The 25,413-nt window shown below is 63.2% G+C and carries 16 protein-coding genes, 1 rRNA gene and 1 pseudogene; 8 read left to right on the top strand and 10 right to left on the bottom strand.

The genetic code is table 11. From position 1 onward, the window contains the following. A 5S ribosomal RNA gene (rrf, locus tag F7R20_RS31275) occupies nucleotides 1-115 on the top strand. A gap of 118 nt (nucleotides 116-233) precedes the next feature. Here the strand turns inward: rrf and F7R20_RS31270 are convergent. Further along, complete coding sequence (locus F7R20_RS31270; RefSeq protein WP_003204013.1) at nucleotides 234-635, bottom strand: lysozyme inhibitor LprI family protein; 402 nt, start codon at nucleotides 633-635, stop codon at nucleotides 234-236. 142 nt (nucleotides 636-777) lie between these two features. Between F7R20_RS31270 and F7R20_RS31265 the strand changes: the two genes are divergently transcribed. Next, nucleotides 778-1,236, top strand: coding sequence for an SRPBCC family protein (locus F7R20_RS31265; RefSeq protein ID WP_003204010.1), 459 nt, complete (start codon nucleotides 778-780; stop codon nucleotides 1,234-1,236). Nucleotides 1,237-1,698: 462 nt separating this feature from the next. On the opposite strand, the gene F7R20_RS31260 is transcribed toward F7R20_RS31265, so the two are convergent. Further along, on the bottom strand, nucleotides 1,699-1,950 hold the full coding sequence (locus F7R20_RS31260) for a hypothetical protein (protein WP_003204009.1): 252 nt from the start codon (nucleotides 1,948-1,950) through the stop codon (nucleotides 1,699-1,701). A 178-nt stretch (nucleotides 1,951-2,128) separates the two neighbouring features. Beyond that, on the bottom strand, nucleotides 2,129-3,076 hold the full coding sequence (locus F7R20_RS31255) for an AraC family transcriptional regulator (RefSeq protein WP_003204001.1): 948 nt from the start codon (nucleotides 3,074-3,076) through the stop codon (nucleotides 2,129-2,131). Nucleotides 3,077-3,278: 202 nt separating this feature from the next. On the opposite strand from F7R20_RS31255, the gene F7R20_RS31250 reads away from it, so the two are divergent. After that, nucleotides 3,279-4,016 (top strand): SDR family oxidoreductase, encoded by a 738-nt coding sequence (locus F7R20_RS31250; protein ID WP_003203999.1) that lies wholly within the window; start codon nucleotides 3,279-3,281, stop codon nucleotides 4,014-4,016. Between the two features lie 29 nt (nucleotides 4,017-4,045). After that, complete coding sequence (locus tag F7R20_RS31245; RefSeq protein WP_003203997.1) at nucleotides 4,046-4,303, top strand: Atu4866 domain-containing protein; 258 nt, start codon at nucleotides 4,046-4,048, stop codon at nucleotides 4,301-4,303. A 149-nt stretch (nucleotides 4,304-4,452) separates the two neighbouring features. On the opposite strand, the gene inhA is transcribed toward F7R20_RS31245, so the two are convergent. After that, on the bottom strand, nucleotides 4,453-5,139 hold the full coding sequence (gene inhA / locus F7R20_RS31235) for an isonitrile hydratase (RefSeq protein ID WP_003203995.1): 687 nt from the start codon (nucleotides 5,137-5,139) through the stop codon (nucleotides 4,453-4,455). A gap of 99 nt (nucleotides 5,140-5,238) precedes the next feature. Here inhA and F7R20_RS31230 point away from each other — a divergent pair, with 99 nt between their 5' ends. Next, entirely contained in the window at nucleotides 5,239-6,231 is a 993-nt protein-coding gene (locus F7R20_RS31230; protein ID WP_003203993.1) for a GlxA family transcriptional regulator, read from the top strand. On the opposite strand, the gene F7R20_RS31225 is transcribed toward F7R20_RS31230, so the two are convergent. Both F7R20_RS31225 and F7R20_RS31220 read right to left on the bottom strand, forming a co-directional pair. Next, complete coding sequence (locus F7R20_RS31225) at nucleotides 6,200-7,102, bottom strand: alpha/beta fold hydrolase (protein WP_003203991.1); 903 nt, start codon at nucleotides 7,100-7,102, stop codon at nucleotides 6,200-6,202. The two genes, F7R20_RS31230 and F7R20_RS31225, sit on opposite strands and share 32 nt — an antisense overlap. Nucleotides 7,103-7,130: 28 nt before the next feature. Continuing rightward, nucleotides 7,131-7,508 carry a hypothetical protein gene (locus F7R20_RS31220; protein ID WP_013693946.1) on the bottom strand — a complete coding sequence of 126 codons (378 nt, stop codon included), beginning with the start codon at nucleotides 7,506-7,508 and terminating at the stop codon, nucleotides 7,131-7,133. Between the two features lie 268 nt (nucleotides 7,509-7,776). Between F7R20_RS31220 and F7R20_RS32440 the strand changes: the two are divergent. Further along, nucleotides 7,777-7,875 (top strand): annotated as a pseudogene (locus F7R20_RS32440) (DUF6124 family protein); the annotation flags it as partial. Between the two features lie 190 nt (nucleotides 7,876-8,065). Here F7R20_RS32440 and F7R20_RS31210 read toward each other — a convergent pair. From F7R20_RS31210 to tam, 4 genes are all read right to left on the bottom strand, one after another. Further along, complete coding sequence (locus tag F7R20_RS31210; RefSeq protein WP_003203985.1) at nucleotides 8,066-9,889, bottom strand: glycoside hydrolase family 15 protein; 1,824 nt, start codon at nucleotides 9,887-9,889, stop codon at nucleotides 8,066-8,068. Further along, a complete protein-coding gene (locus tag F7R20_RS31205) occupies nucleotides 9,882-10,682 on the bottom strand; it encodes an SDR family oxidoreductase (protein WP_003203983.1) in 801 nt (266 codons plus the stop codon). Before F7R20_RS31205 ends, F7R20_RS31210 begins: the two co-directional genes overlap by 8 nt. 242 nt (nucleotides 10,683-10,924) lie before the next feature. Further along, the gene (locus F7R20_RS31200) at nucleotides 10,925-12,058 is read right to left on the bottom strand and encodes a cupin-like domain-containing protein (RefSeq protein ID WP_013693943.1); all 1,134 of its coding nucleotides are present in this window, start codon (nucleotides 12,056-12,058) and stop codon (nucleotides 10,925-10,927) included. 91 nt (nucleotides 12,059-12,149) lie between these two features. After that, nucleotides 12,150-12,920 (bottom strand): trans-aconitate 2-methyltransferase, encoded by a 771-nt coding sequence (tam, locus tag F7R20_RS31195; RefSeq protein ID WP_003203979.1) that lies wholly within the window; start codon nucleotides 12,918-12,920, stop codon nucleotides 12,150-12,152. 200 nt (nucleotides 12,921-13,120) lie between these two features. Between tam and F7R20_RS31190 the strand changes: the two genes are divergently transcribed. Both F7R20_RS31190 and F7R20_RS31185 read left to right on the top strand, forming a co-directional pair. Beyond that, on the top strand, nucleotides 13,121-13,855 hold the full coding sequence (locus F7R20_RS31190; protein WP_003203977.1) for a thioesterase II family protein: 735 nt from the start codon (nucleotides 13,121-13,123) through the stop codon (nucleotides 13,853-13,855). 238 nt (nucleotides 13,856-14,093) lie between these two features. After that, nucleotides 14,094-25,413: non-ribosomal peptide synthetase (locus tag F7R20_RS31185; RefSeq protein ID WP_151180630.1), on the top strand; the 11,320-nt coding region annotated here is incomplete at its 3' end.

Raw genomic sequence — 25,413 nt, 5'->3', positions numbered from 1 at the left:
TTGACGACCATAGAGCATTGGAACCACCTGATCCCATCCCGAACTCAGCAGTGAAACGATGCATCGCCGATGGTAGTGTGGGGTTTCCCCATGTGAGAGTAGGTCATCGTCAAGATTAAATTCCGAAACCCCTATCTGCTGACGCAGGTAGGGGTTTTGTTTTTGCCTGAAATAAAAATCGTTGGCCAAAAAAAGGATGACCTGTAGAGGTCATCCTTTTTTGCATCCGGCCCTTAAGCCTCGGGTACCGGGCAGCTCAGATCCCCTTCCTTGCACTTGAGATAGTTCTTGAATGCCTCGACCCGGGCCTTAGTCTGGGTGGTGATGCAGTTGCTGTAGATCAGCGGGTAGACGCTACCGCCCTCGACCCCGGAGGCGGAGAAATTGCATTCGGCGTCACGGAAGCTTATCCAGGCACGCTGCGCCTTGACCAGCATCTGCTTGGCCTCCGGATTGTCCTTCAGGCGTGCCGTGATCTGCTTGTACAAGCTGTTCAGCTCGTTGTCGGCGGCCTTGTTTTCTTTGGCTGCGCATTGGTTCATTTCGCCTTGAGTGGTGGCGTCGGCACAGTCGTCGGCCTGAGCAGCGGTGACGAAAAGCAGCGGCATCAGGGCCAGAAGCAAGCGCGGGGACATGTTTGGTCTCTCCTTGAGGGGGGTGAAAACGCCGGGTGAGTTTACATCGCTCCATAGAGTTTTAGAGAAGGTGATCCTGATACAACTTTCTGGTTGGCCTTGTGGTCTTACAAGCCTACTGTTGAAACACAGGAGGTGACTCATGCATTCATCCGACCGCATTGAAAGAAAGATCCTGCTCAAGGCTCCGCGCTCTCATGTCTGGCGAGCCCTGGCCAATGCCGAAGCTTTCGGCCAATGGTTCGGTGTCGCCCTTGAGGGGAAACGGTTTGTGGCAGGGGAGCGTACCCAGGGGCAAATCACTTATCCAGGTTACGAGCATCTCATCTGGGACGTAGCCGTGGAGCGGGTGGAGCCTGAGCGGGTGTTCTCGTTTCGCTGGCATCCTTACGCTGTCGAGCCGCAGGTGGATTACTCTCAAGAGTCCGAAACCCGGGTGCTATTCGAACTCGAAGACATGGATGGCGGTACCTTGCTCAAAGTCGTGGAGTCGGGTTTCAACAACATTCCCGAGGCTCGCCGGCTCAAGGCTTTTCGCATGGACAGCCGTGGCTGGGACGAGCAAATGGCCAATATTGAAGCCTTCCTGAGCAAGTCTTGATCGGGGGCTGCTGAGGGGCTAAGGGTTTTCGGAGGGGAGCGGTATAGCGAATGTCTTACACGAGATGGTAGCTATGTCGTCTATTTCGTTTTGGATCCGAGGCGTAATCTGGACTCATCCACTGAAGCACAGGAAGTGCTCAGGATCAGGGACGATCGACCTTGCAAGGAAAGCTATCGACAGGGAGTCGTAATGGTCTTGGAAAAACCCGCTTCGGCGGGTTTTTTTTCGCCCGCAAAAAATCCGGGAAGGTCCTATAGCGAAACGCTTACACGCCGTTGCTGCTTTCTCGTCTTTTTCCAAGATACCGATGGGCCTAATCTATGTTCATCCACTGGGTACAGGGAGTGCTCGGGGTCATGGATGATTGGACCAGGCATGGAATGCCGGACAGGGAGTCAAATTGGTCCTCAAAAAACCCGCCTAGGCGGGTTTTTTTTCGTCTGTGAAAAAGTAGCCTGATCATGCCAACTGCCGGGTCATGGTGCGGTCGGAACCATCGGCAGCGAGAGCCTGGCCCCCAGGCGTCCGGTCCGCGCCATCGGCAGCGAGGGTCTGGCCCCCAGGCGTCCGATCCGCACCATCAGCGGCCACAGGCTGCTGGTAATCGCTAGCCTGGGTAAAGAAACGGTCCTGCTGCTGGCTCGGCAAGGCAAACGCACTGGCGCTCAGGGCGAAGGTGGTAACGGCGATCAAGGTGTTGAGCGTTTTCATGGTAAAGACTCCGGTCATATCAAGGGTTGAGTGCCGGGTCGTTCAGATGTCGTGATCTGCTGAACCCGTTGCAGCGGCGATGGTTGTCTTGCTGCATGGGTTCAGATTAGGGGCGAGGCGGGGGCGGGCGTTAGACGGATACTGCCCTGGTTTTGCCTGATCCTGTTTGTGTGCAGGATCAGGCGCTACTGGCTTGCAGCGCCTGGGCGCGCAAACGAGCGATATCCTTGCTCGGGGAGGCGCCAAATAGACGGCTGTATTCACGGCTGAACTGCGAAGGGCTTTCATACCCCATCTTGTAGCCAATTGACGAAACGTCGCTGTTCTCCGCCAACAGCAACCGTCGGGCTTCCTGTAAGCGCAGTTGTTTCTGATATTGCAGCGGGCTCATGGCAGTCACGGCTTTGAAGCGGTGATGCAGCGCCGAAGGGCTGAGATTGATCATTTGTGCCAGGCTGTCGATGCTAAACGGTTCGGCGTAATGGGTATTGAGCCACTCGATGGCACGGCTGATGCGATGGGTCTGGGTGTCAGGAATGGCGATTTCGTGCAAGCGCTGGCCTTGGGCGCCACGCAGCAGTCGGTAGAAAATCTCCTGTTGGGCCAAAGGCGCGAGGGTGGCGATATCGTCCGGACTGTCCAACAGTCGCAGCAAGCGCAACACCGCGTCGAGCAATGGCGCATCGATACGGTCCAGGAACAACCCGCGTCCGGTTCTTTCGGCCGGCACGCCGATAGGGCAGGCGTCGGCCATCAGGCGGCAGATCTGTGCCGGGTCGATGTCGAGGCGGATACACAAGTAGGGGCGTTCAGGACTGGCTTCAATCACCTGGCCGGCCAGCGGCAGGGTCACCGAGACGACCAGGTAATTGAGCGGGTCATACACGTAGCATTCGTCCGCCAGGCGCACTTCCTTGCGCCCCTCGATAATCACGCATAAACCAGGCTTGTGCACGGTGTGCAGGGCTTCGGTCGGCTGGTCGCTACGGATCAGGTGCAAGGCCTCGATGGCCGTAGGGTGGACGCCATATTCCGGCGCAAAGCGCTTCATCAGGCTCGCTAATTCGGTGCGGCGCTGGCTGACGCCGTCGTCTGGCGCGATGTGGATGGACGTGGATACCGACATGCCGATCAATCTCCCAGGCCAAATTGAGTGGACCGCGCTAGTAAAGCCGATTGCACGGCTGTCGGCCAGAGTCGGTTTTATCGCCACAGGATCGTGCAAGTGCGCAGGAGGATCCGGCTAACCCCGGCCTCGGTCGGTTCCCTAATCTGGACCTGTCAAAACGCTCCCACCGGGGCCAACACATCCAGACGAGGAAACCATCATGTCCGATATTAAAAACAAAGTAGTGGTCATCACCGGCGCCAGCAGCGGGATTGGTGAAGCGGCGGCGCGGTTGCTCGCGGCTCGCGGTGCCCGTGTCGTGCTTGGCGCCCGGCGCATCGATCGTTTGCAAACGCTGGTGCAGGAACTCGAAACCGCCGGCCAGCAAGCTGTCTGCAAAGCGGTGGACGTGACCCGCCGCGACGATGTCCAGCACCTGATCGATTTTGCTGTCGAGCGGTTCGGTCGGGTCGACGTGATCATCAACAATGCCGGGGTCATGCCGCTCTCCAAGCTCGAGGCGCTGAAAGTCGAGGAGTGGGACCGCATGATCGACGTCAACATCCGTGGCGTGCTCCACGGCATCGCCGCCGGCTTGCCGCTGATGCAGCGCCAGCGCAGCGGCCAGTTCATCAACATCGCGTCCATCGGCGCCTACGCCGTCAGCCCGACTGCCGCCGTGTATTGCGCCACCAAGTTTGCCGTGCGGGCGATTTCCGAGGGCTTGCGCCAGGAAGTCGGGGGAGATGTGCGCGTGACGGTGATTTCCCCTGGCGTGACCGAATCGGAACTGGCCGAGAGCATTTCCGATGAAGGTGGACGTGCCGAAATGCGCGAGTTCCGCAGGATCTCCATTCCGGCCGAAGCCATCGCCCGGGCGATCGCCTACGCCATCGAACAACCGGCGGATGTGGACGTCAGCGAACTGATCGTGCGCCCCACCGCCAGCCCGTTTTGAACCGCGTTTTACCTGACAGGAGATGTCCCATGAGAAAGGCCTTTGGAGACCAGGACAAATTTGTCGGCCTGTGGGTGACGGCTGATGGCGTGATTCGCCATCGGCTGCTGCCGGGCGGACGCTATGACGAAGCGCGGGGTTTGCGTGAGAGTGCGTACCAGGGCGACTACTGGTTGCAGGACGACCATATCGAATACCACGACGACACCGGTTTCACCGCCGATGGGGATTTTCGTGAGGGGGTGCTGTATCACGCGGGGATGGTGTTGTATTGCCAGGAAGGGTGATGAATCCACGGTTGGCTGGGTGGGAGCAAGGCTTGCCCGCGATAGAGGCGATGCGGTCTTTTAGAAATCGAGGCGCCTGTTTCGCGAGCAAGCTTTGCTCCCACAGCACAGCACAGCACAGCACAGTCATGCCTGGTTGGGACTTAGCGTTACACCAGTTCCAACCGCGCCGCAGCACGTTGGGCAATCTGCGAGCGGACCCGGAACGATTCTGCGGTACGCCGGTGGGCTTCTTCCAGGACGCGCGTTGGTGCAGTGTCCGGGCTGCCGGCGTTGAACGGTGGGGCAGGGGCGTATTCGAGCTGCAGCTGGACCAGTTCGGCGGTGTCCTGGTCGAACAGTTCGGCGGCCAGGGTCAGGGCAAAATCGATCCCGGCCGTGATGCCGCCACCGGTGAGCAGGTTGCCATCGCGGACTACGCGATCCTTGACCGGTGTCGCGCCCAGGGTTTGCAGCAGGCTGTGATAGGCCCAATGGGTGGTGGCGCGCTTGCCTTGCAACAGGCCCGCCGCACCCAGCACCAGCGAACCGGTGCACACGGACGTGATGTATTTCGCCTCGGCGGCCTGCCGCTTGATGAAGGCCAGCGTCTGCTCGTCTTCCATCAGAGGCCCGACGCCGGTCCCGCCGGGGACGCAGATCACGTCGAGCTTCGGGCAGTCCTCGAACGTGGTGGTGGGCAACAACACCAGCCCGGTGCTGGCAGTGACCGGCGCCAGGTCCTTCCAGATCAGGTGGACCTTCACGTCTGGCAACGAGGCCAGTACGTCATAAGGGCCGGTCAGGTCCAACTGCTGGACTTGGGGGAATAACAGCAAACCGATCTGCAGCGTCATGTCGCGTGCTCCTTTGGATGATGCCCGAGGGGTGGACGGTTTTACTTTAGATCCGTAGGCTCTGGCGTATACGCCAATAAACCCACGAATCACGCCAATATGCCCAACCCACCGAAAACCGTTCATGTGCTGGCCTTCGCCAACGTGCAAGTGCTGGATGTCACCGGGCCTTTGCAAGTGTTTGCCTCGGCCAACGACCTGGCTCGCCAGCAAGGCCTGCCGTTGCCCTACACGCCCACGGTCATCGCTGTGGGGGGCGGGGCGGTAATGTCCTCGGCAGGGTTGGCGCTGTTAGCCGAGCCGCTGCCGAGCGAAGGCAGCGACACGCTGTTGATCGCCGGTGGCTGGGGCGTGTACGAAGCGGCGAAGGATCCGGCGCTGGTGGCCTGGGTCAAAGAGCACGGCCTGCGTTCGCGAAGGGTGGCGTCGGTGTGCACCGGGGCGTTCCTGCTGGCCGCCAGCGGTTGGCTGGACGGGCGGCGCGTGGTGACGCACTGGACCCGCTGCGAACAACTGGCCGAGCAGCATCCGCAATTGCGGGTCGAACCCAACCCGATTTTCATCAACGATGGCCCGGTCTGGACCTCGGCCGGGGTCACGGCCGGCATCGACCTGGCCTTGGCGCTGGTGGAGGAGGACCTGGGCCGCGCGGTGGCGCTGGAGGTCGCCCGGCACCTGGTGGTGTTCCTCAAGCGTCCCGGCGGGCAATCGCAGTTCAGCGTGACGTTGTCGCTGCAAAAGCAAGGCAGTCGGTTTGATGACCTGCATGCCTGGATCGCCGAAAACCTCACCCGTGACCTGGGCCTGTCGAGCCTGGCCGCCGAGGTCGGCATGAGCGAACGCAGCTTTGTGCGGCACTACCGCGCCGACACCGGCCAGACTCCGGCGCGGGCGGTGGAGTTGATTCGCCTGGAAACCGCTCGCCGCTTGTTGTCCGACACCGCTGTGTCGATCAAGCGGGTGGCGGTGCAGTGTGGCTTCGGCAGTGAGGAAACCTTGCGCCGCAGCTTTTTGCGGGCCATGGGGGTGACGCCACAGGCCTATCGCGAGCGGTTCGCCGTCAGCCCTCAAGTAGATCCAGCAATGCCTTGAGCGTGGCCTCGGGGGCTTCCTGTGGGATGTTGTGGCCGACACCGGCCAGCACGCGGCGCTCATAAAAACCTGTGAAGTGTTCGGCGTCTTCATCGTGTTCCGGCGCTGGCCCCACGCCGTCGTCGGCACCGCACAGGGAAAAGCTCGGCACGCTGATGGCCGGTTGTGCCGCCAGCCGTTCCTCCATCCACTCCAGCGTCGGGTCGCCCGGTGCGTACATGAAGCGATGACGGTAGGAGTGGATCACCACGTCGACGAAGTCCGGGTTGTCGAACGACGCAGCACTGAGGGGATACAGTTCGGCGCCACGTTTCCAGGTCGGTGACCACAGGCGCCAGAGCAATTCACACAGTTCACGTCGGTTCCGGGTCAGGCCCTCGACACCCCGCGCCGTGTGGAAATAGTACTGGTACCACAGGCGATGTTCGGTTTCCGGGTCCAGCGGCTGCTTGGAACGTGGGATGTTCTGCAGGTTGTAGCCGTCGCCAGTCACCAGGCAGCGAACGCGCTCGGGCCACAGCGCCGCGACGATACACGCCGCCCGGCCGCCCCAGTCGTAGCCGCACAGCGCCGCCTGGGGGATGGAGAGTACGTGCATCAGGTCCAGCAGGTCCTGGGCCAGTGCCGCTTGCTGGCCAGAGCGCAAGATGGCCGGGTTGTTGAACCGGGTCGGGCCGTAGCCGCGCAGGTAGGGCACGATGACCCAGTATCCACGCTCGGCCAGGGCGGGCGCGACTTCATCGAAAGCCCTGGGATCGTAAGGAAAACCGTGCAGCAGGATGATGGGTTCGCCGCTGGCGGGACCGTGTTCTTCGTAGGCGATGCGTAACAGCGGCGTCACGGCGAAGTTGACCTTGGGATCGAGGTTCATGTTGGCCTCCGGCATTGCCCGATTGCGATCAGGCGGGTTCCTGGTTCACGTATTTGGCCCGATCCGGCGTAAACGTCACGATCATGTTCGTGCTGGAACAGGTGAGGGTGCGCTCCTGGGTCAGGTCGATGTCCAGGTCTTCACCGCGCAGGCCCTGCCATTGGGCGAGGTACTTGAGGCAGCCGAATTTTTCGTTTTTCTTCAGGCTGCGGCTGACGCCACCTTTCCAGCCCAGCACAGGCAATTCACCGGCCAGGCAGCGTTGCGCCAGTTCGGGAAACTTCACCCCGCGGTCGCGGCCGATTTCCCAGCATTTGATCAGGCCCCGGTCCTGGCCCTCCCAGAGGTCTTCGCGGGTCAGGCCTGTTCGGGGTGGGGTGGTGATGGGGCGTTTGATATGGGTCATGTCAGATCCTTGAGTCGGGTTTTTATCGGGCAGCTCCGCTGCACCCGTGAGAGCATCGATCTTAGGAGGGGTTTGGGGGGCTGGCAACTTCTTAACGGGGCGTGGTGATAAATGGGGCCGTAGGAGTTGTGTAGGAGCTGTCGAGTGCAACGAGGCTGCGATCTTTCCCCAGCCCCTTGAGTCTCAAGTGAAAGATCAAAAGATCGCAGCCTTCGGCAGCTCCTACAGGGGGCAGCCCAGCGGGATAAATTCCCTCATCACACTGGTGCGGCATGTTGCGCTGGGGATTCAGCAGTTGATCGAGCTGGCCAAGTTGTTGGCCAATCGTGCGCTGGATGACCTCGAACTGGCTGAGTCGACACAATAGCCAGTACACCATGATCGTTCCCACGCTCTGCGTGGGAATGCATCCCGTGACGCTCTGCGTCACCCTCCAGAGCGGAACGCGGAGCGTCCCTGGCGGCGTTTCCACGCGGGAGCGTGGGAACGATCACAAACCCAGCGGGAGCAAGCTCCCTCGCCACAGGGACTGTGCTCAGTCTGAAGGGCAGCCCGGTTCACGGCTGCCAATGAGTTTTCTCCCCGCTCAACTTGCGATCCAGGAAGCTCGCCGCGCTGATCAGCGCCAGGTGGGTCAGGGCTTGGGGAGTGTTGCCCAGGTGGTAGCCGTGGCTGTCGAATTCTTCGGCGTAGAGTCCCAGCGGGTTGGCGTAGCGCAGCAGTTGTTCGAACTCCAGCTGGGCTTTTTCCACGCGGCCGGCGCGGGCCAGGCATTCGACGTACCAGAATGAGCAGGCCGCGAATGAGCCTTCGATGCCGCTGAGGCCGTCGATGGGGCTGTCGTCGTTGCGGTAGCGATAGACCATGCCGTCGCGCACCAGGTCTTTTTCGATGGCGTCGAGCGTCGAGAGCCAGCGCGGGTCGCGGGCGCTGACGAAGCGCACCAGCGGCATCAACAGCATCGAGCCGTCCAGGGCGGTGCTGCCCAGGCGCTGGATAAAGTGCTGGTGTTCGTCGTTCCAGAAATTTGTCCAGATGTCTTGGTAGATGGCCTGGCGCGTTTCGTCCCAGCGGGCGAACGGGGCGGGCAGGGAGCGTTTTTCGGCCAGGCGGATGGCGCGATCCACGGCGACCCAGCACATCAGCCGCGAATGCAGGAAATGCTGTTTGTCGCCGCGCATTTCCCAGATACCCACATCCTTGTCCTGCCAGACCTTGCACACTTGGTCGACTACGTCGACGGTGTGTTTCCAGCCTTGATGGGAGATGGCTTCGCCGTATTTGTTGACCAGGTACACCGCGTCCATCAGCTCGCCGAAAATGTCCAACTGTACCTGTTTGTAGGCCAGGTTGCCGATGCGTACCGGTCGGGCGTTGCCGAAGCCGCTCAGGTGCGGCAACTCGGTTTCCGGTAGTTCCAGTCTGCCGTCCAGGCCGTAGAGGATGTTGAGTTTGATCGGTTGATCACAGCAGTCACTGACCCGCCCACGGAGCCAGCGCATGTAGGCGTTGGCTTCTTCGACGAAGCCCAGGCGCATGAACGCGTAGACGGTGAAGGAGGCGTCGCGGATCCAGGTATAGCGATAATCCCAGTTGCGTTCGCCGCCGCGGGTTTCCGGCAGGCCGAAAGTGGCGGCGGCGAGGATGGCGCCGTGTTTGCGCGAGGTCAGCAGCTTCAGCGCCAGGGCCGAACGGTTGACCGTTTCCCGCCAGCGTCCCCGGTAGGTGGACTGAGCGATCCAGCCGCGCCAGAACGCCAGGGTGCGTTCCAGGCAGATCGCGCTGACATCGTCCTGAAGGCGCGGATCGTCAATGCCACCCAGCAGGAATTCGGCGCTCTGGCCCTGCGTCAGGGTGAACTCGGTCATCGCCGCATTGCCGTCCAGCGTCATGGGCTGGTCGGAGCATAAGCGCAGGCTCGGTTGTCCCGGCGCCTCGAAACAGATGTGGGCAGCGTCCTGGCGCGCCGTGGTGGCGGCCCGGGCGTAGTCATGCCGCACGGCGCAGCGCATGCGAAACGTCGCGCTGCCGACGGTCATGCGCACCTTGCGCATCAGCACCGGTAAATCATCCTCGCTGTCACCGATGGGCAGCAGGTCGGTGACTTCCACCACGGCGCCGTCGCTCAGCCAGCGGGTTTGCAGCACGTTGGTGTCGGGCAGGTAGATCTGCTGGCGGCGGGCATTCGGCAGGTCTGGCGCGAGTTGGAAAATCCCCGCCTCCGGCGTATCCAGCAGCGAACAAAAGATTGATGGGCTGTCGAATTCCGGCCAGCAGAAAAAGTCGACACTGCCTCGGTCATTGACCAGCGCGGCGCTGCGCATGTCGCCGATGATGCCGTGGTTCTCGATGGGGCTTTGCGGTTCGTCATGATCAGCCATTGCCGCGAAACCCCGGATAAAGGCTCATCCCGCCATCGATGAACAGCGTGGTGCCCACCACATAATCGGACAAGTCCGAGGCCAGCCAGACCACCGCGTTGGCGACGTCCTCCACATCGCCGACGCGACCGTAAGGAATCAGCTCCAGCAGTTTCTGTCCCTGCTCGCCCTCGGTGGCATCCTGGTTGATGGCCGTGCGGATGGCGCCGGGGGCGATGCTGTTGATGCGGATGCGCTGGTGGCTGGTTTCCTGGGCCAGACTCTGCATCAGCAGATCGACCCCGCCCTTGGACGCAGCGTAATTGGCGTGGCCCGCCCAGGGAATGCGCTGGTGCACCGAACTCATGTGAATGAGCTTGCCAGCGGCCCGGGACACGCCCCGGCGAATGCCCTGACGGGTGAAAATTCGCAGCGCGGCGCGAGCACAGAGGAACTGGCCGGTGAGGTTGGTGCCGATCACGGTGTTCCAGTCTTCCAGGGTCATGTCGACGGTGGCGGCGTCTTTTTGCAGGCCGGAGTTGGCGACCAGGATGTCCAGCGCGCCAAACGCTTCGAGGGTCTGGGCGAACAGCCGTTCGACGTCCGGCTCCTTCGAGACATCGGCCCCGACGGCGATGGCGCGGCCGCCGGTGGCGTTGATTTCACGGGCCAGCGCTTCGGCCGGGCCGGCGCTGGAGTGGTAGTTGAGTACCACCGCGGCACCCGCATCTGCCAACGCCCTGGCCGCGCCTGCGCCAATGCCGGAGCTGGCGCCGGTGACCAGGGCAACCTGTCGGGCGAGGGATATCTGCATGGTCTAGCACCTTGAATTGAGGGCCTTACCTGCTGACTGGCGTGAGGCGTGCAGAGTTCATTTGGGTGAAGCGGTCTTCATATTCCAGATTCAAACACAAACCTGTGGCAAGGGGACTGTGGGAGCATAGCTTGCTCGCGAAACAGGCGACTCGATTTCTGAAAGACCGCATTGCCTTCGTCGCGGGCAAGCCTTGCTCCCACAATTACCCCGCCACAAAGAATGTTGCTTCAGACCGGCTGTTACCAACCTCGCCCCGAATTCACCCAGAAATTCACCGACAACGACGTAGACACCGACTCCACCTGATGGAACCAACCTTCCGGCAAAAACAGCAAATCCCCAGCCTCCAATGTCACGCGCATGAAGATCACGTCGCGGGCGTGGGGGAAGCGTTGGTAGTCCGGCGCGTCCGGGTTGAAATCACAGCCGTCCAACCCGCCTTGGGGCGCAGTGGACCAGGTGCCCAGGGCTTCGCGGTGGTGAGGCGCGGCGAGGGTGAAGGTTTTCTGGCCCCAGACCTGGGCGAACAGGTTGTCGGTGTCGTCGCGATGCAGCGGCGTCAGGGTGCCCTTGGGGCCGATCCAGATGCGCGGTGGGATGAACAGTGAGGCGTCGAAGTAGGGCGGGTACTTGATCTGCTCCATCAGTTGCGCCGGCAGGATGTTGTTGCCCATGTAGGCCGGTGGTTCGCCGTCGGCGCCCTTGGTCGCCGGGCTGTCGAGGGAGGCGATGAAGTCGGCCATGGACGTGGAGCGGAAATCCCGCTCGGTGGAGAAGGTCTTCTTCACGTAGTCGCCGTGGCGGGTGATGCCTTGCAGCTCGGCAAAATGCACCAGGGATTCTTCGCGACTGAGCTTGAACAATGGCCAGTCCTGCAAGGCATCGCTGATGACCAGCGGAATGCCGTGGGGCAGATAGCGCGCTTGAAACTCCTGTACCGACAGCTCGCTGCGGGGACGACGCTCCACCCTGCGTTGGGGCGGCAGGCTGGCGGTGAGTTTTTCGCTGAAGCGCGACGGGGTGGGGTAGCGCTTGTTCATATCGACCTTTTCCACCACGCCACCGCCATGTCGGGCATGGTCGATGATCTGCGGCAGCAGCGTCGCCAGGCCCATGTTGCCGCCAATCTTCAGGCGCCCGCTGGCGAACAGTTCCTCGACATTGGCCAGGCCCGCCATGATCCCGAGGAAGTCCTTTTCCGCCACCTCGATGGTGACGTCGGGGCTGCTGTGGCGGCCGGCCTGGGTGCGACTGCTGGCCTTGACCTCGGACCAGTAGGCCTGGTGCGGGCCGAACACGAATTGGAAGACGCCTTCGATACCTACGGCGCCGGCATTGGCGAACAGCTTGCCCAGGATGGTTTGCAGGTCCACGGCGGTCACTCTTGCGGGTTTTTGGTCTTAGCAGGTAACGAGGGCCTGGAGCAGAAATTTAGCCCCCATCGCCGCGTCATCGACCGTCGCCCTAGCGCGTCGCGACCATGAACACCCGGGGAAACGGCAGCAGCACCGTTCCATCCTCCAGGGTGGGATAAGCCTGTTCGATCGCCTTGAGGTACTGCGCCAGATACTGCTTGCGTTGCGTCTCATCCAGAGGTTCGAGAAACGGCCGCAAGCCGCTGCCCTTGAACCATTCCACCACGCCTGCGGCGCCACCGGCCAGGGGGTGATGGTAGGTGGTGCGCCACACATCGACGCGGCTGCAGTGGGGTTTGAGGATCGCGTAATAGGTGCTGGCGTCCTCCACCTCGGTCCGAGAATCAGCCGCCCCGGCCAGTTGGCTGGCCCAAGGCCCGCTTGCTGCGATTTCCCGCATCAGGCGGTGGGAGGGCTGGTGCAGGGTATCGGGCATCTGGATCGCCAGGCTGCCACCGGGGGCGAGTTTGCCCACCAGCGAGGGCAGCAGGGTGGCATGGTCGGGCAGCCATTGCAGCACGGCGTTGGCGAAGATCACGTCGAACGGCCCGGGTTCATCCCATTGGCCGATGTCGGCGGTGTCGAACGCCACGGCGGGCAGGCGTTTGCGTGCGGCGTCGACCATGTCGCTGGAACTGTCCAGGCCGCGCACCGTGGCGCTGTTGAAATGTTCCACCAGCAGCTCGGTGGAATTGCCCGGGCCGCAACCCAGGTCGATCACCGAGCCGGCCTGGGTGGGAGGAATGGCGGCGAGCAGGTCTCGGGACGGACGGGTGCGTTCCTGTTCGAAGGCGACGTATTGCTTGGCGGACCAGCCCATGGCGTTCTCCTGTGTGGTGCAGTGTTCGAGGTATCGCCAGTATAAGGTCGGGTGGGAAGATGAACCGCGTTATCGTTCATCGCGGGCAAGCCTTGCTCCCACAAGGTGCTGTCATCTCGTAGCGAACGTCACGGTTTTGACTAAATCGGTGGGTTACGATTTCGTTATCTTCTTTACACGACCGATCGGAGAAAACCGCAGTGACCCAACTGACCCTGCTGTGCCTGCCTTATTCCGGCGCCAGCGCGATGGTGTACAGCCGCTGGCGGCGCAAGTTGCCGCAATGGCTGCACGTGCAGCCGGTGGAACTGCCGGGGCGCGGGGCGCGCTTCGACGAGCCGCTGCACACCGACATGGGGCTGTTGGCGATGCAACTGGCGCGGGAACTGTCCGCGACGCTCCAGGCCCCTTACGCCTTGTTCGGCCACAGCCTGGGCGCGCTGCTGGCCTGCGAGATCGGCCATGCCCTGCGTGAGCTCGGCTGCCCGGAACCGGTGGCGCTGTTTGCGTCCGGCACCGCAGCGCCGACGATGCGCGCCGACTATGACCGCGGTTTCGCCGAGCCGAAAACCGACGCTGAACTGATCGAGCAACTGCGCACCCTCAACGGCACCAGCGAAGAGATATTGGCCAATGAAGAGCTGATGGCCCTGACCTTGCCGGTCCTGCGGGCCGACTTCCTGCTGTGCGGACGTTTCCAGCCGCGGCTGCGACCACCGCTCAACTGCCCGGTGCATGTGCTCGGCGGCACCACCGACAAGGCCACCACGGAGCAACTGATTGGCTGGCGCCAGGAAACCACGGGCAGCTTTTCGGTGGACATGCTGGCCGGTGGGCACTTCTTCATTCATGAGCACGAGGCCAAGGTGCTGCGGCTGATCAAGGATCAGTTGAGCGTGCATCATCGGCGGCATGGGTTGGCCATCAGCGCCTGATCCACTGGGCCCGTGACGATCGTTCCCACGCTCCTGCGTGGGAATGCCGCCCCGGACGCTCTGCGTCCTCTGTGTGACGCAGAGCGTCACCGGATGCGTTCCCACTCAGAGCGTGGGAACGATCAGAACCTCTCTTCCTGACACAAATTCTCAAACGCTAATTTTTCCGGTCTGCATTCGTTTTATAGGGACGACTTGCCTTTGTGCCTTGTGCCCACTGATTCCGGATACCCCAGAAATGAATGCTGAAGACGCCTTGAAACTTGCTCGCCGGTTTATCGGGTTGCCCCTGGAAAAGCGCCGGATGTTCCTGGCCGCGCTGGACAAGGAGGGCGTGGAGTTCAGCGGTTTTCCCATCCCCCAGGGCGTCGAGGCCGAGGATCGCCAGGCCTTGTCCTATGCCCAGCAGCGCATGTGGTTTCTCTGGCAACTGGAGCCGGGCAGTGGCGCCTACAACCTGCCGGGAGCGGTGCGGCTCAAGGGCGCGTTGAGCCTGCCGGCGCTGGAGCAAGCTTTCGCCAGCCTGGTGGCCCGGCATGAAACCCTGCGCACGGTGTTCCAGCGCCAGGCCGACGACAGCCTCCTGCAAGTGCCCTCCAGCACGGCACTGGCGATCGGGCGCAAGGACTTCAGTGCCTTGCCGGCTGCCGAACGCGAGCAGGCGGTGCGCCGGGCCGCCGAAGCACAATCGATGCGGCCCTTCGACTTGTCCAGCGGCCCTTTGCTGCGGGTCGAATTGCTCACGCTCGATGAACAGGAACATGTGCTGCTGCTGACCTTGCACCACATCGTCTCCGATGGCTGGTCGATGAATGTGCTGATCGACGAGTTCATCCGCTGCTACGACGCCCATGAAGCGGGCGTGGCGCCGCAACTGGCCGACTTGCCGATCCAGTACAGCGACTATGCCCTGTGGCAGCGGCGCTGGCTGGAGGCCGGTGAGCAGGCGCGTCAACTGGCGTATTGGCAGGCGCAACTGGGCGATGAACACCCCGTGCTGGAACTGCCCATCGATCACCCGCGCCCGGCGATGCCCAGCTATCGCGGCACGCGTTTCGAGTTTGCCGTGGAGCCGGCGCTAGCTGAGCAACTGCGCACCACCGCCCAGCAGCACAACATCACCCTGTTCATGCTCCTGCTCGGCGCGTTCAACGTACTGTTGCATCGCTACACCGGCCACACCGATATCCGCGTCGGCGTGCCCATCGCCAACCGCAACCGCGCGGAAACCGAAGGGCTGATCGGTTTCTTCGTCAACACCCAGGTATTGCGCACCGAGCTCGGCGGCCAGACCCGTGTCGATGAGTTGTTGCACATGGTCAAGGAAGCGGCCCTCGGCGCCCAGGCCCATCAGGACCTGCCGTTCGAACGGTTGGTGGAAGCCCTGAAACTGGAGCGCAGCCTCAGCCACACACCGCTGTTCCAGGTGATGTACAACCACCAGCCGCAAGTGGCCGACATCGCCAGTATTCGCACGGCCTCGGGGCTGGAGTTGTCGATGCTGGAATGGCAGAGCCGCACCACGCAGTTCGACCTGACCCTCGACACCTGGGAAAAGGCCGGCAAGCTGCACGCGGCGCTGACCTATGCCAACGATCTGTTCGACGCCGCCACGGTCGAGCGCATGGCCCGGCACTGGACGCGACTGCTGCAAGGCATGGTTGCCGACAGCCGCGCGCTCGTCGCTGAGTTGCCGTTGCTTGAAGCTGATGAGTACCAACGCCTGATCCATGACTGGAACCCTGTGGACGCGCCGTTCGACCAAGGGCTGTGCATCCACCAGATGATTGCTCGTCAAGTTGAAGCCATGCCAGATGCCTTGGCGGTGACCTTCGCCAACACCCAACTGAGCTACAGCGAGCTCGACGGTCGCGCCAATCGCCTGGCCCATAAACTCATCGAACTGGGTGTAGGCCCGGAAGTGCGCGTCGGCGTGGCGATGTCGCGTTCCGAACACCTGCTGATCGCCTTGCTGGCAGTGCTCAAGGCCGGTGGCGCCTACGTGCCGTTGGACCCGGATTACCCGGTTGAGCGCGTGGCCTACATGCTCGACGACAGTTGTGCGCGGGTGTTGCTGACCGAACAGGCGGTGGCGGCGACGCTGAGCGTGCCGGCTGAAACCGCCGTGCTGATGCTCGACCAGCTCGATCTTTCACGCTATCCATTGAGCGCACCGCACAGCAGCGTCACGCCAGACAACCTCGCCTACGTCATCTACACCTCCGGCTCCACCGGCAAGCCCAAGGGCGTGGCGATTGCCCATCGCAATGTGCTGGCGCTGATCGACTGGTCCAAATCCGTCTACAGCCGCGATGACATCCAGGGTGTACTCGCCTCCACGTCGGTGTGTTTCGATCTGTCGGTGTGGGAGTTGTTCGTGACCCTGGCCAACGGCGGTTCGCTGATCATCGCGCGCAATGCCCTGGAACTGCCGCACCTGCCGGCCCGGGATCAGGTGCGCCTGATCAACACCGTGCCCTCGGCGATTGCCGCGTTGTTGCGCAGCGATGAGATTCCGGCCAGTGTGCGCATCATCAACCTGGCCGGTGAGCCCCTGAAGCAAAGCCTGGTTGACGCGCTTTATCAGCACCCCCCCTGTGGGATTGGGCCGGTGCAAGCTAAGCCTCTAGAGTCAGAATCTGTGGGAGCAAAGCCTGTGGGAGCAAAGCTTGCTCGCGATAGCATCCTATCGGCTGGCCCATGTGTGACTGACCTACCGCCATCGCGAGCAAGCTTTGCTCCCACAGGCCTTGCTTCCACAGGTAGTGCTCCTGCAGGTTCTACTCTTGCAGGCTTTGCTCCCACAGGCTCACTCCCACAAGGGATCGAGCATGTGTACGATCTTTATGGCCCCTCGGAAGACACCACCTATTCCACCTGGACCCGCCGCACCGCCGGCGGCACGGCGAACATTGGCCGGCCCCTGAAGCACACCGCCAGCTACCTGCTCGACGCTGATCTGCAACCAGTCCCCCAAGGCGTCTCCGCAGAGCTGTACCTGAGCGGCGCGGGCATCACCCGTGGTTACCTCGGTCGGGCGGCGATGACCGCCGAAAAATACGTGCCCAACCCGTTCTCCACAACCGGCGAACGCCTGTACCGCACCGGTGACCTGACCCGTTATCAGGCCAACGGCAATTTGCAGTACGTCGGCCGCATCGACCATCAGGTAAAGATCCGCGGCTTCCGTATCGAACTGGGGGAAATCGAAGCGCGGCTGCTGCAACAACCCCAGGTGCGCGAGCTGGCGGTGCTGGCCCAGGACGGCGAACACGGCCAGCAACTGGTGGCCTTCATCGTCCCGAGCGACGCCACGGTGCTGACCCAGGTCGAGGCCCAGGTGCAAGTGCGCGAAACCCTCAAGGCCGCGCTGCGCGAACACCTGCCGGATTACATGGTGCCGGCCTACCTGGTGTTCCTCGAGCAACTGCCGCTGACTCCCAACGGCAAACTCGACCGCAAGGCATTGCCGGCCATTGATGGCAGCGAGCAGCAACGCGAATTTGTCGCGCCCAGCAGTCCGCTGGAAAAAGCCCTCGCGGCGATCTGGCAGGACGTGCTGAACCTCGACAGCATCGGCCTGGAAGACAACTTCTTCGAGCTGGGCGGCGACTCCATCGTCTCCATGCAAGTGGTCAGCCGTGCGCGGCAGGCCGGGATCGTGCTCAATCCCAAATCGCTGTTTCAACACCAGACCCTGCGCAGCCTGGCACTGGTAGCGCGCCAGGGTGACAGTCATGGGATCGATCAGGGCCTGGCGCGCGGCGAGGTGCCGTTGACGCCGGTGCAGCATTGGTTCTTCGAGCGCGACATTCCCGAGCGGCAACACTGGAACCAGTCGCTGTTGCTGGTGCCTGGCGAGCGCCTCGACGTCGTGGCATTGGGATCGGCCCTGGCCCGTTTGACTGAGCACCACGACAGCCTGCGCCTGCGCTTTATCCAAGTGAACGGAGAGTGGCAGCAAGCCTATGCCGAGCCGTCGGCGGTCAGCCTGTTGTGGCAGCGCCAGGCGACGTCGGTGGAACAGCTCAACGCCTTGTGCGACGACGCCCAGCGCAGCCTCGACCTGGAAGACGGGCCGCTGCTGCGGGCCTTGCTGGTGGACATGGCCGATGGCAGCCAGCGCGTGCTGCTGGCGATTCATCACTTGGTGGTGGACGGTGTTTCGTGGCGTGTTTTGCTGGACGATCTGCAACAGTTCTACAGCCAATTGCAGGCCGGTCAGGCGATCCAGGTACCGGCCAAAACCAGCGCTTATGGGCAATGGGCCGCGCACCTGCACGGGCATCTCGATGGCTTCATGGACAGCCTCGATTACTGGCGCGCCCAGGGCAATGCGCCAGCGGGCAACGGCTTGCCGTGTGATTACCCCGAGCGGCTGCTGGAGGCCCGTGACGAGCGCAAGGTCCAGGTGCGCCTGGACGCCGAACAGACCCGTCAACTGCTGCAGCAGGCGCCGAAGGCCTATCGCACCCAGGTCAACGACCTGCTGCTGACCGCGCTGGCCCGTACGATCTGCCGCTGGACCGGCCAGGGCAGCACGCTGATCCAACTCGAAGGCCATGGCCGCGAAGACCTGTTCGATGGCGTTGACTTGACCCGTACCGTCGGTTGGTTCACCAGCCTGTTCCCGGTCAGCCTCAGCCCGGCGCCGGCGTTGAGTGCCTCGGTCAAGGCCATCAAGGAACAACTGCGCGCCGTCCCGGACAAGGGCCTGGGCTACGGCGTGCTGCGCTACCTGGGCAAACCTGAAGTGCGTGCCGAACTGGCGGCCTTGCCGGCACCGCGTATCACCTTCAACTACCTGGGCCAGTTCGACCGGCAGTTCGACGACGGCGCGCTGTTCGTGCCGTCCAGCGAAGGTAGTGGCGCGGCGCAACATGCCCGGGCGCCGCTGGCGAACTGGTTGACGGTGGAAGGCCAGGTCTACGGCGGTGAGCTGTCCTTGAACTGGGGTTTCAGCGAGCGGCTGTTCAAGCACCAGACCATCGAGACACTGGCCGCTGACTACCTCGCCGAACTGGGTGCGTTGATCGAACACTGCTGCGCGCTGGAAACGCCGCAGGCCACGCCATCGGACTTTCCCCTGGCACGCATCAGCCAGGCACAACTCGACAGCCTGCCGGTGCCCGCCGGGCAGTTGGACGACCTTTATCCACTGTCACCGATGCAGCAGGGCTTGCTGTTCCACACTTTGTACGAGCAGGCGGCGGGGGAGTACATCAACCAGTTGCGGGTGGACGTCCAGGGCATCGATGCCCAGCGCTTCGCTGACGCCTGGCAGGCCACCCTCGACGCCCACGAAATCTTGCGCAGCGGCTTTGTCTGGCAGGGCGACCTTGAGCAGCCGTTGCAGATCGTCCGTCGACAAGTCGAGTTGCCGTTCACGGCCCTCGATTGGCGCGGGCGCGATCACCTCGCCGAGGCCTTGAATGAGCGCGCCGAGGCCGAGCGCCGCCAGGGCTTCGATCTGACCCAGGCGCCATTGCTGCGCCTGGTGCTGGTGCAGACCGAGGCCGAGCGCTGGCACCTGATCTACACCCATCACCACATCCTGATGGACGGCTGGAGCAACGCCCAACTGCTCGGCGAAGTCCTGCAGCGCTACAGCGGTCGCTTGCCCAAGGCCAATGTCGGGCGTTATCGCGACTACATCGCCTGGCTGCAACGCCAGGACGCTCAACTGAGCGAGACGTTCTGGACCGACCAGTTGGCAACCCTGCAAGAGCCAACCCGGTTGGCGCGCGTCATATCCGTCGGCGAAATCCACAGCGGCCACGGCGACCATTTCCAGACCCTCGACGCTTCTCGCACCCAGGCCCTGGAACAATTCGCCCGCCAACAGAAAGTCACCCTCAACACCTTGGTGCAAGCGGCGTGGCTGTTGCTGCTGCAACGCTACACCGGCCATGACAGCGTCGCCTTCGGTGCCACCGTGGCTGGGCGTCCGGCGGATCTGCCGGGCATCGAGCAACAGGTTGGCCTGTTCATCAACACCTTGCCGGTGATCGCCGCGCCGCGTCCGGACCAGTCGGTCGGTGCCTGGCTGCAAGCCGTGCAGGCGCAGAACCTCAGCTTGCGGGAATTCGAGCACACGCCATTGGCGGACATCCAGCGCTGGGCCGGGCAGGGCGGCGAGGCGCTGTTCGACAACATCCTGGTGTTCGAGAACTACCCGATTGCCCAGGCCCTGGCAGAAGGTGCCGGGCAGGGCGCGGTGTTTGGCGAAGTCACTCACCTGGAGCAAACCCATTACCCGTTGAGCGTGGCCGTGACCCTCGGCCAGACCCTGGCGCTGCACTACAGTTTTGACCGGGCACATTTCAGCCCTGCGGCCATCGAAGGCATCAGCGCGCATCTGTTGCAGCTGTTGGAACGCTTCGCCGAGTCGGCGGTGCGCAACCTGGGGCAAATCGCCCTGGTCAGCGCCGAGGAACAGGCCCGGCAACAGGCCGCCAACCTTGCGCAGCCGTACCCGACCGACATCGCCGTGCATCAGCGCATCGCCCATCTGGCGGCGCAAAAGCCCCAGGCTACGGCGGTGATCTTCGACGGCCAGCGTTTCAGCTATGGCGACATCGACCGGCGCGCCAACCAGTTGGCCCACGCCTTGATTGCCCGTGGCGTGGGGCCGGAAACCCGCGTTGGTGTGGCCCTGCCGCGCAGCGAAGGGGTGATCGTCGCGCTGCTGGCAGTGCTCAAGGCTGGCGCGGCCTATGTGCCGCTGGACACCAGTTACCCACGCGAACGCCTGGCGTACCTGATGGAAGATTCCGGGCTGGCGCTGTTGCTCACCGACTCCCGAGTGTCGGCGCAGTTGCCCCTGGCAGGCGCCGCCCAGTTGCTGGAACTCGATCGCCTGGACCTGAGCCTGCAACCGAGCAACGCCCCAGCCGTGCGTATCGATCCGCAGAACCTGGCCTACGTCATCTACACCTCCGGTTCCACCGGCAACCCCAAAGGTGTCAGCGTGGCCCATGGTCCGCTGGCGATGCACTGCCAGGCCATCGGCGAGCGCTACGAGATGCGCGACAGTGATTGCGAATTCCATTTCATGTCGTTCGCCTTCGACGGTGCCCATGAGCGCTGGCTCACCAGCCTGACCCACGGTGCTTCGCTGCTGATTCGCGACGACAGCCTGTGGACCCCGGAACAGACCTACAACGCGATGCGCGAGCACGGCGTGACGGTAGTGGCGTTCCCGCCGGTGTACCTGCAACAACTGGCCGAGCACGCCGAGCGCGAGGGCAACCCGCCGAAGGTGCGCATCTACTGCTTCGGCGGCGATGCGGTGCCCAACGCCAGCTTCGAACGGGTCAAGCGCGCCCTCGATCCGGACTTCATCATCAACGGCTATGGCCCGACCGAAACCGTGGTCACCCCATTGATCTGGAAAGCCGGTCGTGACGTGACCTGTGGCGCCGCCTATGCACCCATCGGCAGCCGCATCGGCGACCGCAGCGCCTACGTGCTCGACGCCGACTTGAACCTGCTGCCCCAGGGCATGGCCGGCGAACTGTACCTGGGTGGCACCGGGCTGGCGCGGGGTTACCTGAAGCGTCCGGGCCTGACCGCCGAGCGCTTTGTCGCCGACCCGTTCAGCTGCAGCGGCGGCTTGCTCTACCGCACCGGCGACCTGGTGCGCCAACGCGCCGATGGCACTTTCGATTACCTGGACCGTATCGACAACCAGGTGAAGATCCGCGGCTTCCGCATCGAACTGGGTGAAGTCGAAGCCAGCCTGCAAGCCCTGGACAGCGTGCGTGAATCGGTGGTGGTGGCCCAGGAAGGCGCCGCTGGCAGCGGCAAGCGCCTGGTCGCCTATGTGGTGGCCGATGAACCGGTGCGGGAGGGTTTCGCCGAGCACCTGCGTGGACAACTCAAGGCGACGTTGCCGGCGCACATGGTCCCGGCCTACTTGCTAGTGCTCGAACGCCTGCCGCTGACCCCCAACGGCAAGCTCGACCGCAAGAACCTGCCCAAGCCTGACGTCAGTCAATTGCAGCAAACCTACATGGCGCCGCGCAGCACGCTGGAACAGCAACTGGTGTCGATCTGGCAGGATGTGCTCAAGCTCGCGCAAGTGGGCCTGCGGGACAATTTCTTCGAACTGGGCGGTGACTCCATCGTCTCGATCCAGGTGGTCAGCCGTGCACGTCAGGCCGGCATCCATTTCACCCCCAAGGACTTGTTCCAGCACCAGACCATCGAGGCGCTGGCGGCGGTGGCACGTCTGGGCGAAACCACCCAAGCCGTCGATCAAGGGCCGGTCACCGGTGAGTTAGCGCTGTTGCCGATACAACGGCTGTTCTTCGAACAGGCGATCGCGCAGCGTCAGCACTGGAACCAGGCGGTGATGCTCAAGCCGACACAAGGACTCGATGCGCGGGTGCTGGAGCACGCCTTGAACGCGCTGGTGGTGCATCACGATGGCCTGCGTTTGAGCTTTACCGACGCGGGCGAGGGTTGGCAGGCACGTTACCGTTCGCCAGCCAGCCACGGCGAAGACCTGCTCTGGTTGGCGGACGTGCCAGATGCCCAGGCCCTGGCAAACCTTGCCAACGCAGCGCAACGCAGCCTGGACCTGCAAGACGGGCCGCTGCTGCGCGCGGTATTGGCGACGCTGGCCGATGGCAGCCAGCGGCTGTTGCTGGTGATTCACCACCTGGTGGTGGACGGCGTGTCGTGGCGGATTCTGTTCGAGGATCTGCAAAGCGCCTACCGTCAGTTGTCCAGCGACCAGGCCTTGCAGTTGCCGCCCAAAACCACTTCGGCACGGGCCTGGGCCGAGCACCTGCAAGGCTATGCCGGCAGCGCGCCGTTGCAGGAAGAGCTGGCGTACTGGCAGGCGCAGCTCGATGGCGTCGATGGGCAGTTGCCGATGGACAATCCACAGGGAGGCCAGCAGAACCGTCTCGCGCTGACCGTGCGCAGCCGACTCGATGCGTCACTGACTCGCCAGTTGCTGCAAGATGCGCCCAAGGCCTATCGCACCCAGGTCAATGACCTGCTGCTCACCGCATTGGCCCGGGTCATGGTGCGCTGGACCGGCGCCGACAGCGCGCTGATCCAGCTCGAAGGCCATGGCCGTGAAGCCTTGTTCGAAGGCGTGGACCTGACCCGCACCGTCGGTTGGTTCACCAGCCTGTACCCGGCCAGGCTCACGCCGGTGGCGGACCTGGGGCATTCCCTCAAGCAGATCAAGGAACAACTGCGGGCGATTCCCAACAAGGGCCTGGGCTTTGGGGTCCTGGCCCATCTGGGCGATGACGCGGTGCGGGGGACTTTGGCGCGCCTGCCGACACCGTGCCTGACGTTCAACTACCTGGGCCAGTTCGACGCCAGTTTCAATGAGGCCGACGGCGCCTTGTTCGTGCCGGCCAGCGAGTCGGCCGGCGATGAGCTGAACGCCGAGGCGCCGCTGTCCAATGTCCTGGCCCTGAACGGGCAGGTGTTCGGCGGCGAGCTGAACCTGGGTTGGACCTTCAGCCGCGAGGTGTTCAACGAAGCCACCGTCCAGGCCCTGGCCGACGATTACGCCCGTGAGCTGCAAGGGCTGATCGAGCATTGCTGTGACGACGGGCATTGCGCTGTGACGCCGTCGGACTTCCCCCTGGCGAGCCTGGACCAGCAGCAACTGGATGGGCTGCCGGTGGCGACGGCGCAGATCGCCGACCTGTATCCGCTGTCGCCGATGCAGCAGGGGATGTTGTTCCATGCGGTCTACGGTGACGTCAGCGGCGATTACATCAACCAACTGCGCCTGGACGTCGAGGGGCTGGATCCGGAACGCTTCCGCCAGGCTTGGCAGGCAACGGTGGACGCCCATGACATCCTGCGCACGCGGTTCGTCTGGCAGGGGGATTTGCCGGGGCCGGTGCAGGTGGTCAGTAAACACCTGGCGCTGCCTTACAGCTTGCATGACCTGCGGGCCGATCCACAGCGCGATCAGAGCTTGCAGGCCCTGGCCGATGGCGAACGCCAGCAACTGCACCTGGGTGCGCCGGCCCTGTTGCGACTGGTGATCGTGCGCCTCGACGAGCAGCGCTACCACCTGATCTACACCCACCATCACATCCTGATGGACGGCTGGAGCAACTCGCAGTTGCTCGGCGAAGTGCTGCAACGCTACAGCGGTCAGCCCGTGACCGTTCATGGCAGTCGTTATCAGGATTACATCGCCTGGCTGCAACGCCAGGATGTCGCCGCCAGCGAGGCGTTCTGGACGCCTGCGCTGCGACGCTTGGAGACGCCGACACGGCTGGCGGACGTCATGGCGAAACCGCAGGCGGCCAGCGCCGGTTATGGCGACCATGTGCAGGTCCTGGACGAGACGCTGACCCGACGCCTGGAAGCCTTCGCCCGTGCCTCGAAAGTCACCGTCAACACGCTGGTGCAGGCCGCGTGGCTGCTGCTGTTGCAGCGTTACACCGGCAAAGACACCGTGGCTTTTGGCGCGACGGTGGCCGGTCGTCCGGCGGACCTGCCGGGCATCGAACAGCAGATTGGCCTGTTCATCAACACCTTGCCGGTGATCGCCAACCCACAGGCCGGGCAGTCCCTGGACAGTTGGCTGCAAGCGGTGCAGGCGCAAAACCTGGCGCTGCGCGAATTCGAGCACACCGCGTTGCTGGACATCCAGCGCTGGGCCGGGCAGGGCGGGGAAGCGCTGTTCGACAGCCTGTTGGTGTTCGAAAACTATCCGATTGCCCAGGCCCTGGAGCAGGGCGCGCCGGACGGTTTGCGCTTTGGTCCGCCGCTCACCCAGGAACAGACCAACTACCCGTTGACGCTGCTGGTGGGCCTGGACCGTCAATTGTCGGTGCACATGAGCTACCAGCGGGCGAGCTTCGAACCCGCCACCGTGGTGCGATTGGCAACGCATCTGGCCCAGTTGCTGGGCCAGATGACCGATGGCGGCGAGCGCTGCCTGGGTGAACTGTCGATGCTGGCGTTCGATGAGCATCAGCGCCTGGTCCATGACTGGAACCCTGTGGACGCGCCGTTCGACCAAGGGCTGTGCATCCACCAGATGATTGCTCGTCAAGTTGAAGCCATGCCAGATGCCCTGGCCGTCACTTTCTCCAACACCCAACTGAGCTACAGCGAGCTCGACGGTCGCGCCAATCGCCTGGCCCATAAACTCATCGAATTGGGTGTAGGCCCGGAAGTGCGCGTCGGCGTGGCGATGCCGCGTTCCGAACACCTGCTGATCGCCTTGCTGGCAGTGCTCAAGGCCGGTGGCGCCTACGTGCCGTTGGACCCGGACTACCCGGCCGAGCGCGTGGCCTACATGCTCGACGACAGTTGTGCGCGGGTGTTGCTGACTGAACAGGCGGCGGCGACGCTGAGTGTGCCGGCTGAAACCGCCGTGCTGATGCTGGATCGGATCGAGTTGGGGCAGTACCCACTCAGTGCACCGATAACCCAAGTCACGCCAGACAACCTCGCCTACGTCATCTACACCTCCGGCTCCACCGGCAAGCCCAAGGGCGTGGCGATTGCCCATCGCAATGTGCTGGCGCTGATCGACTGGTCCAAATCCGTCTACAGCCGCG

Source organism: Pseudomonas brassicacearum subsp. brassicacearum, from assembly GCF_008801605.1.
Lineage (GTDB): Bacteria > Pseudomonadota > Gammaproteobacteria > Pseudomonadales > Pseudomonadaceae > Aquipseudomonas > Aquipseudomonas brassicacearum.
The sequence above is the reverse complement of the archived record's forward strand: the minus strand, read 5'-3'. Positions and strand labels throughout refer to the sequence as shown.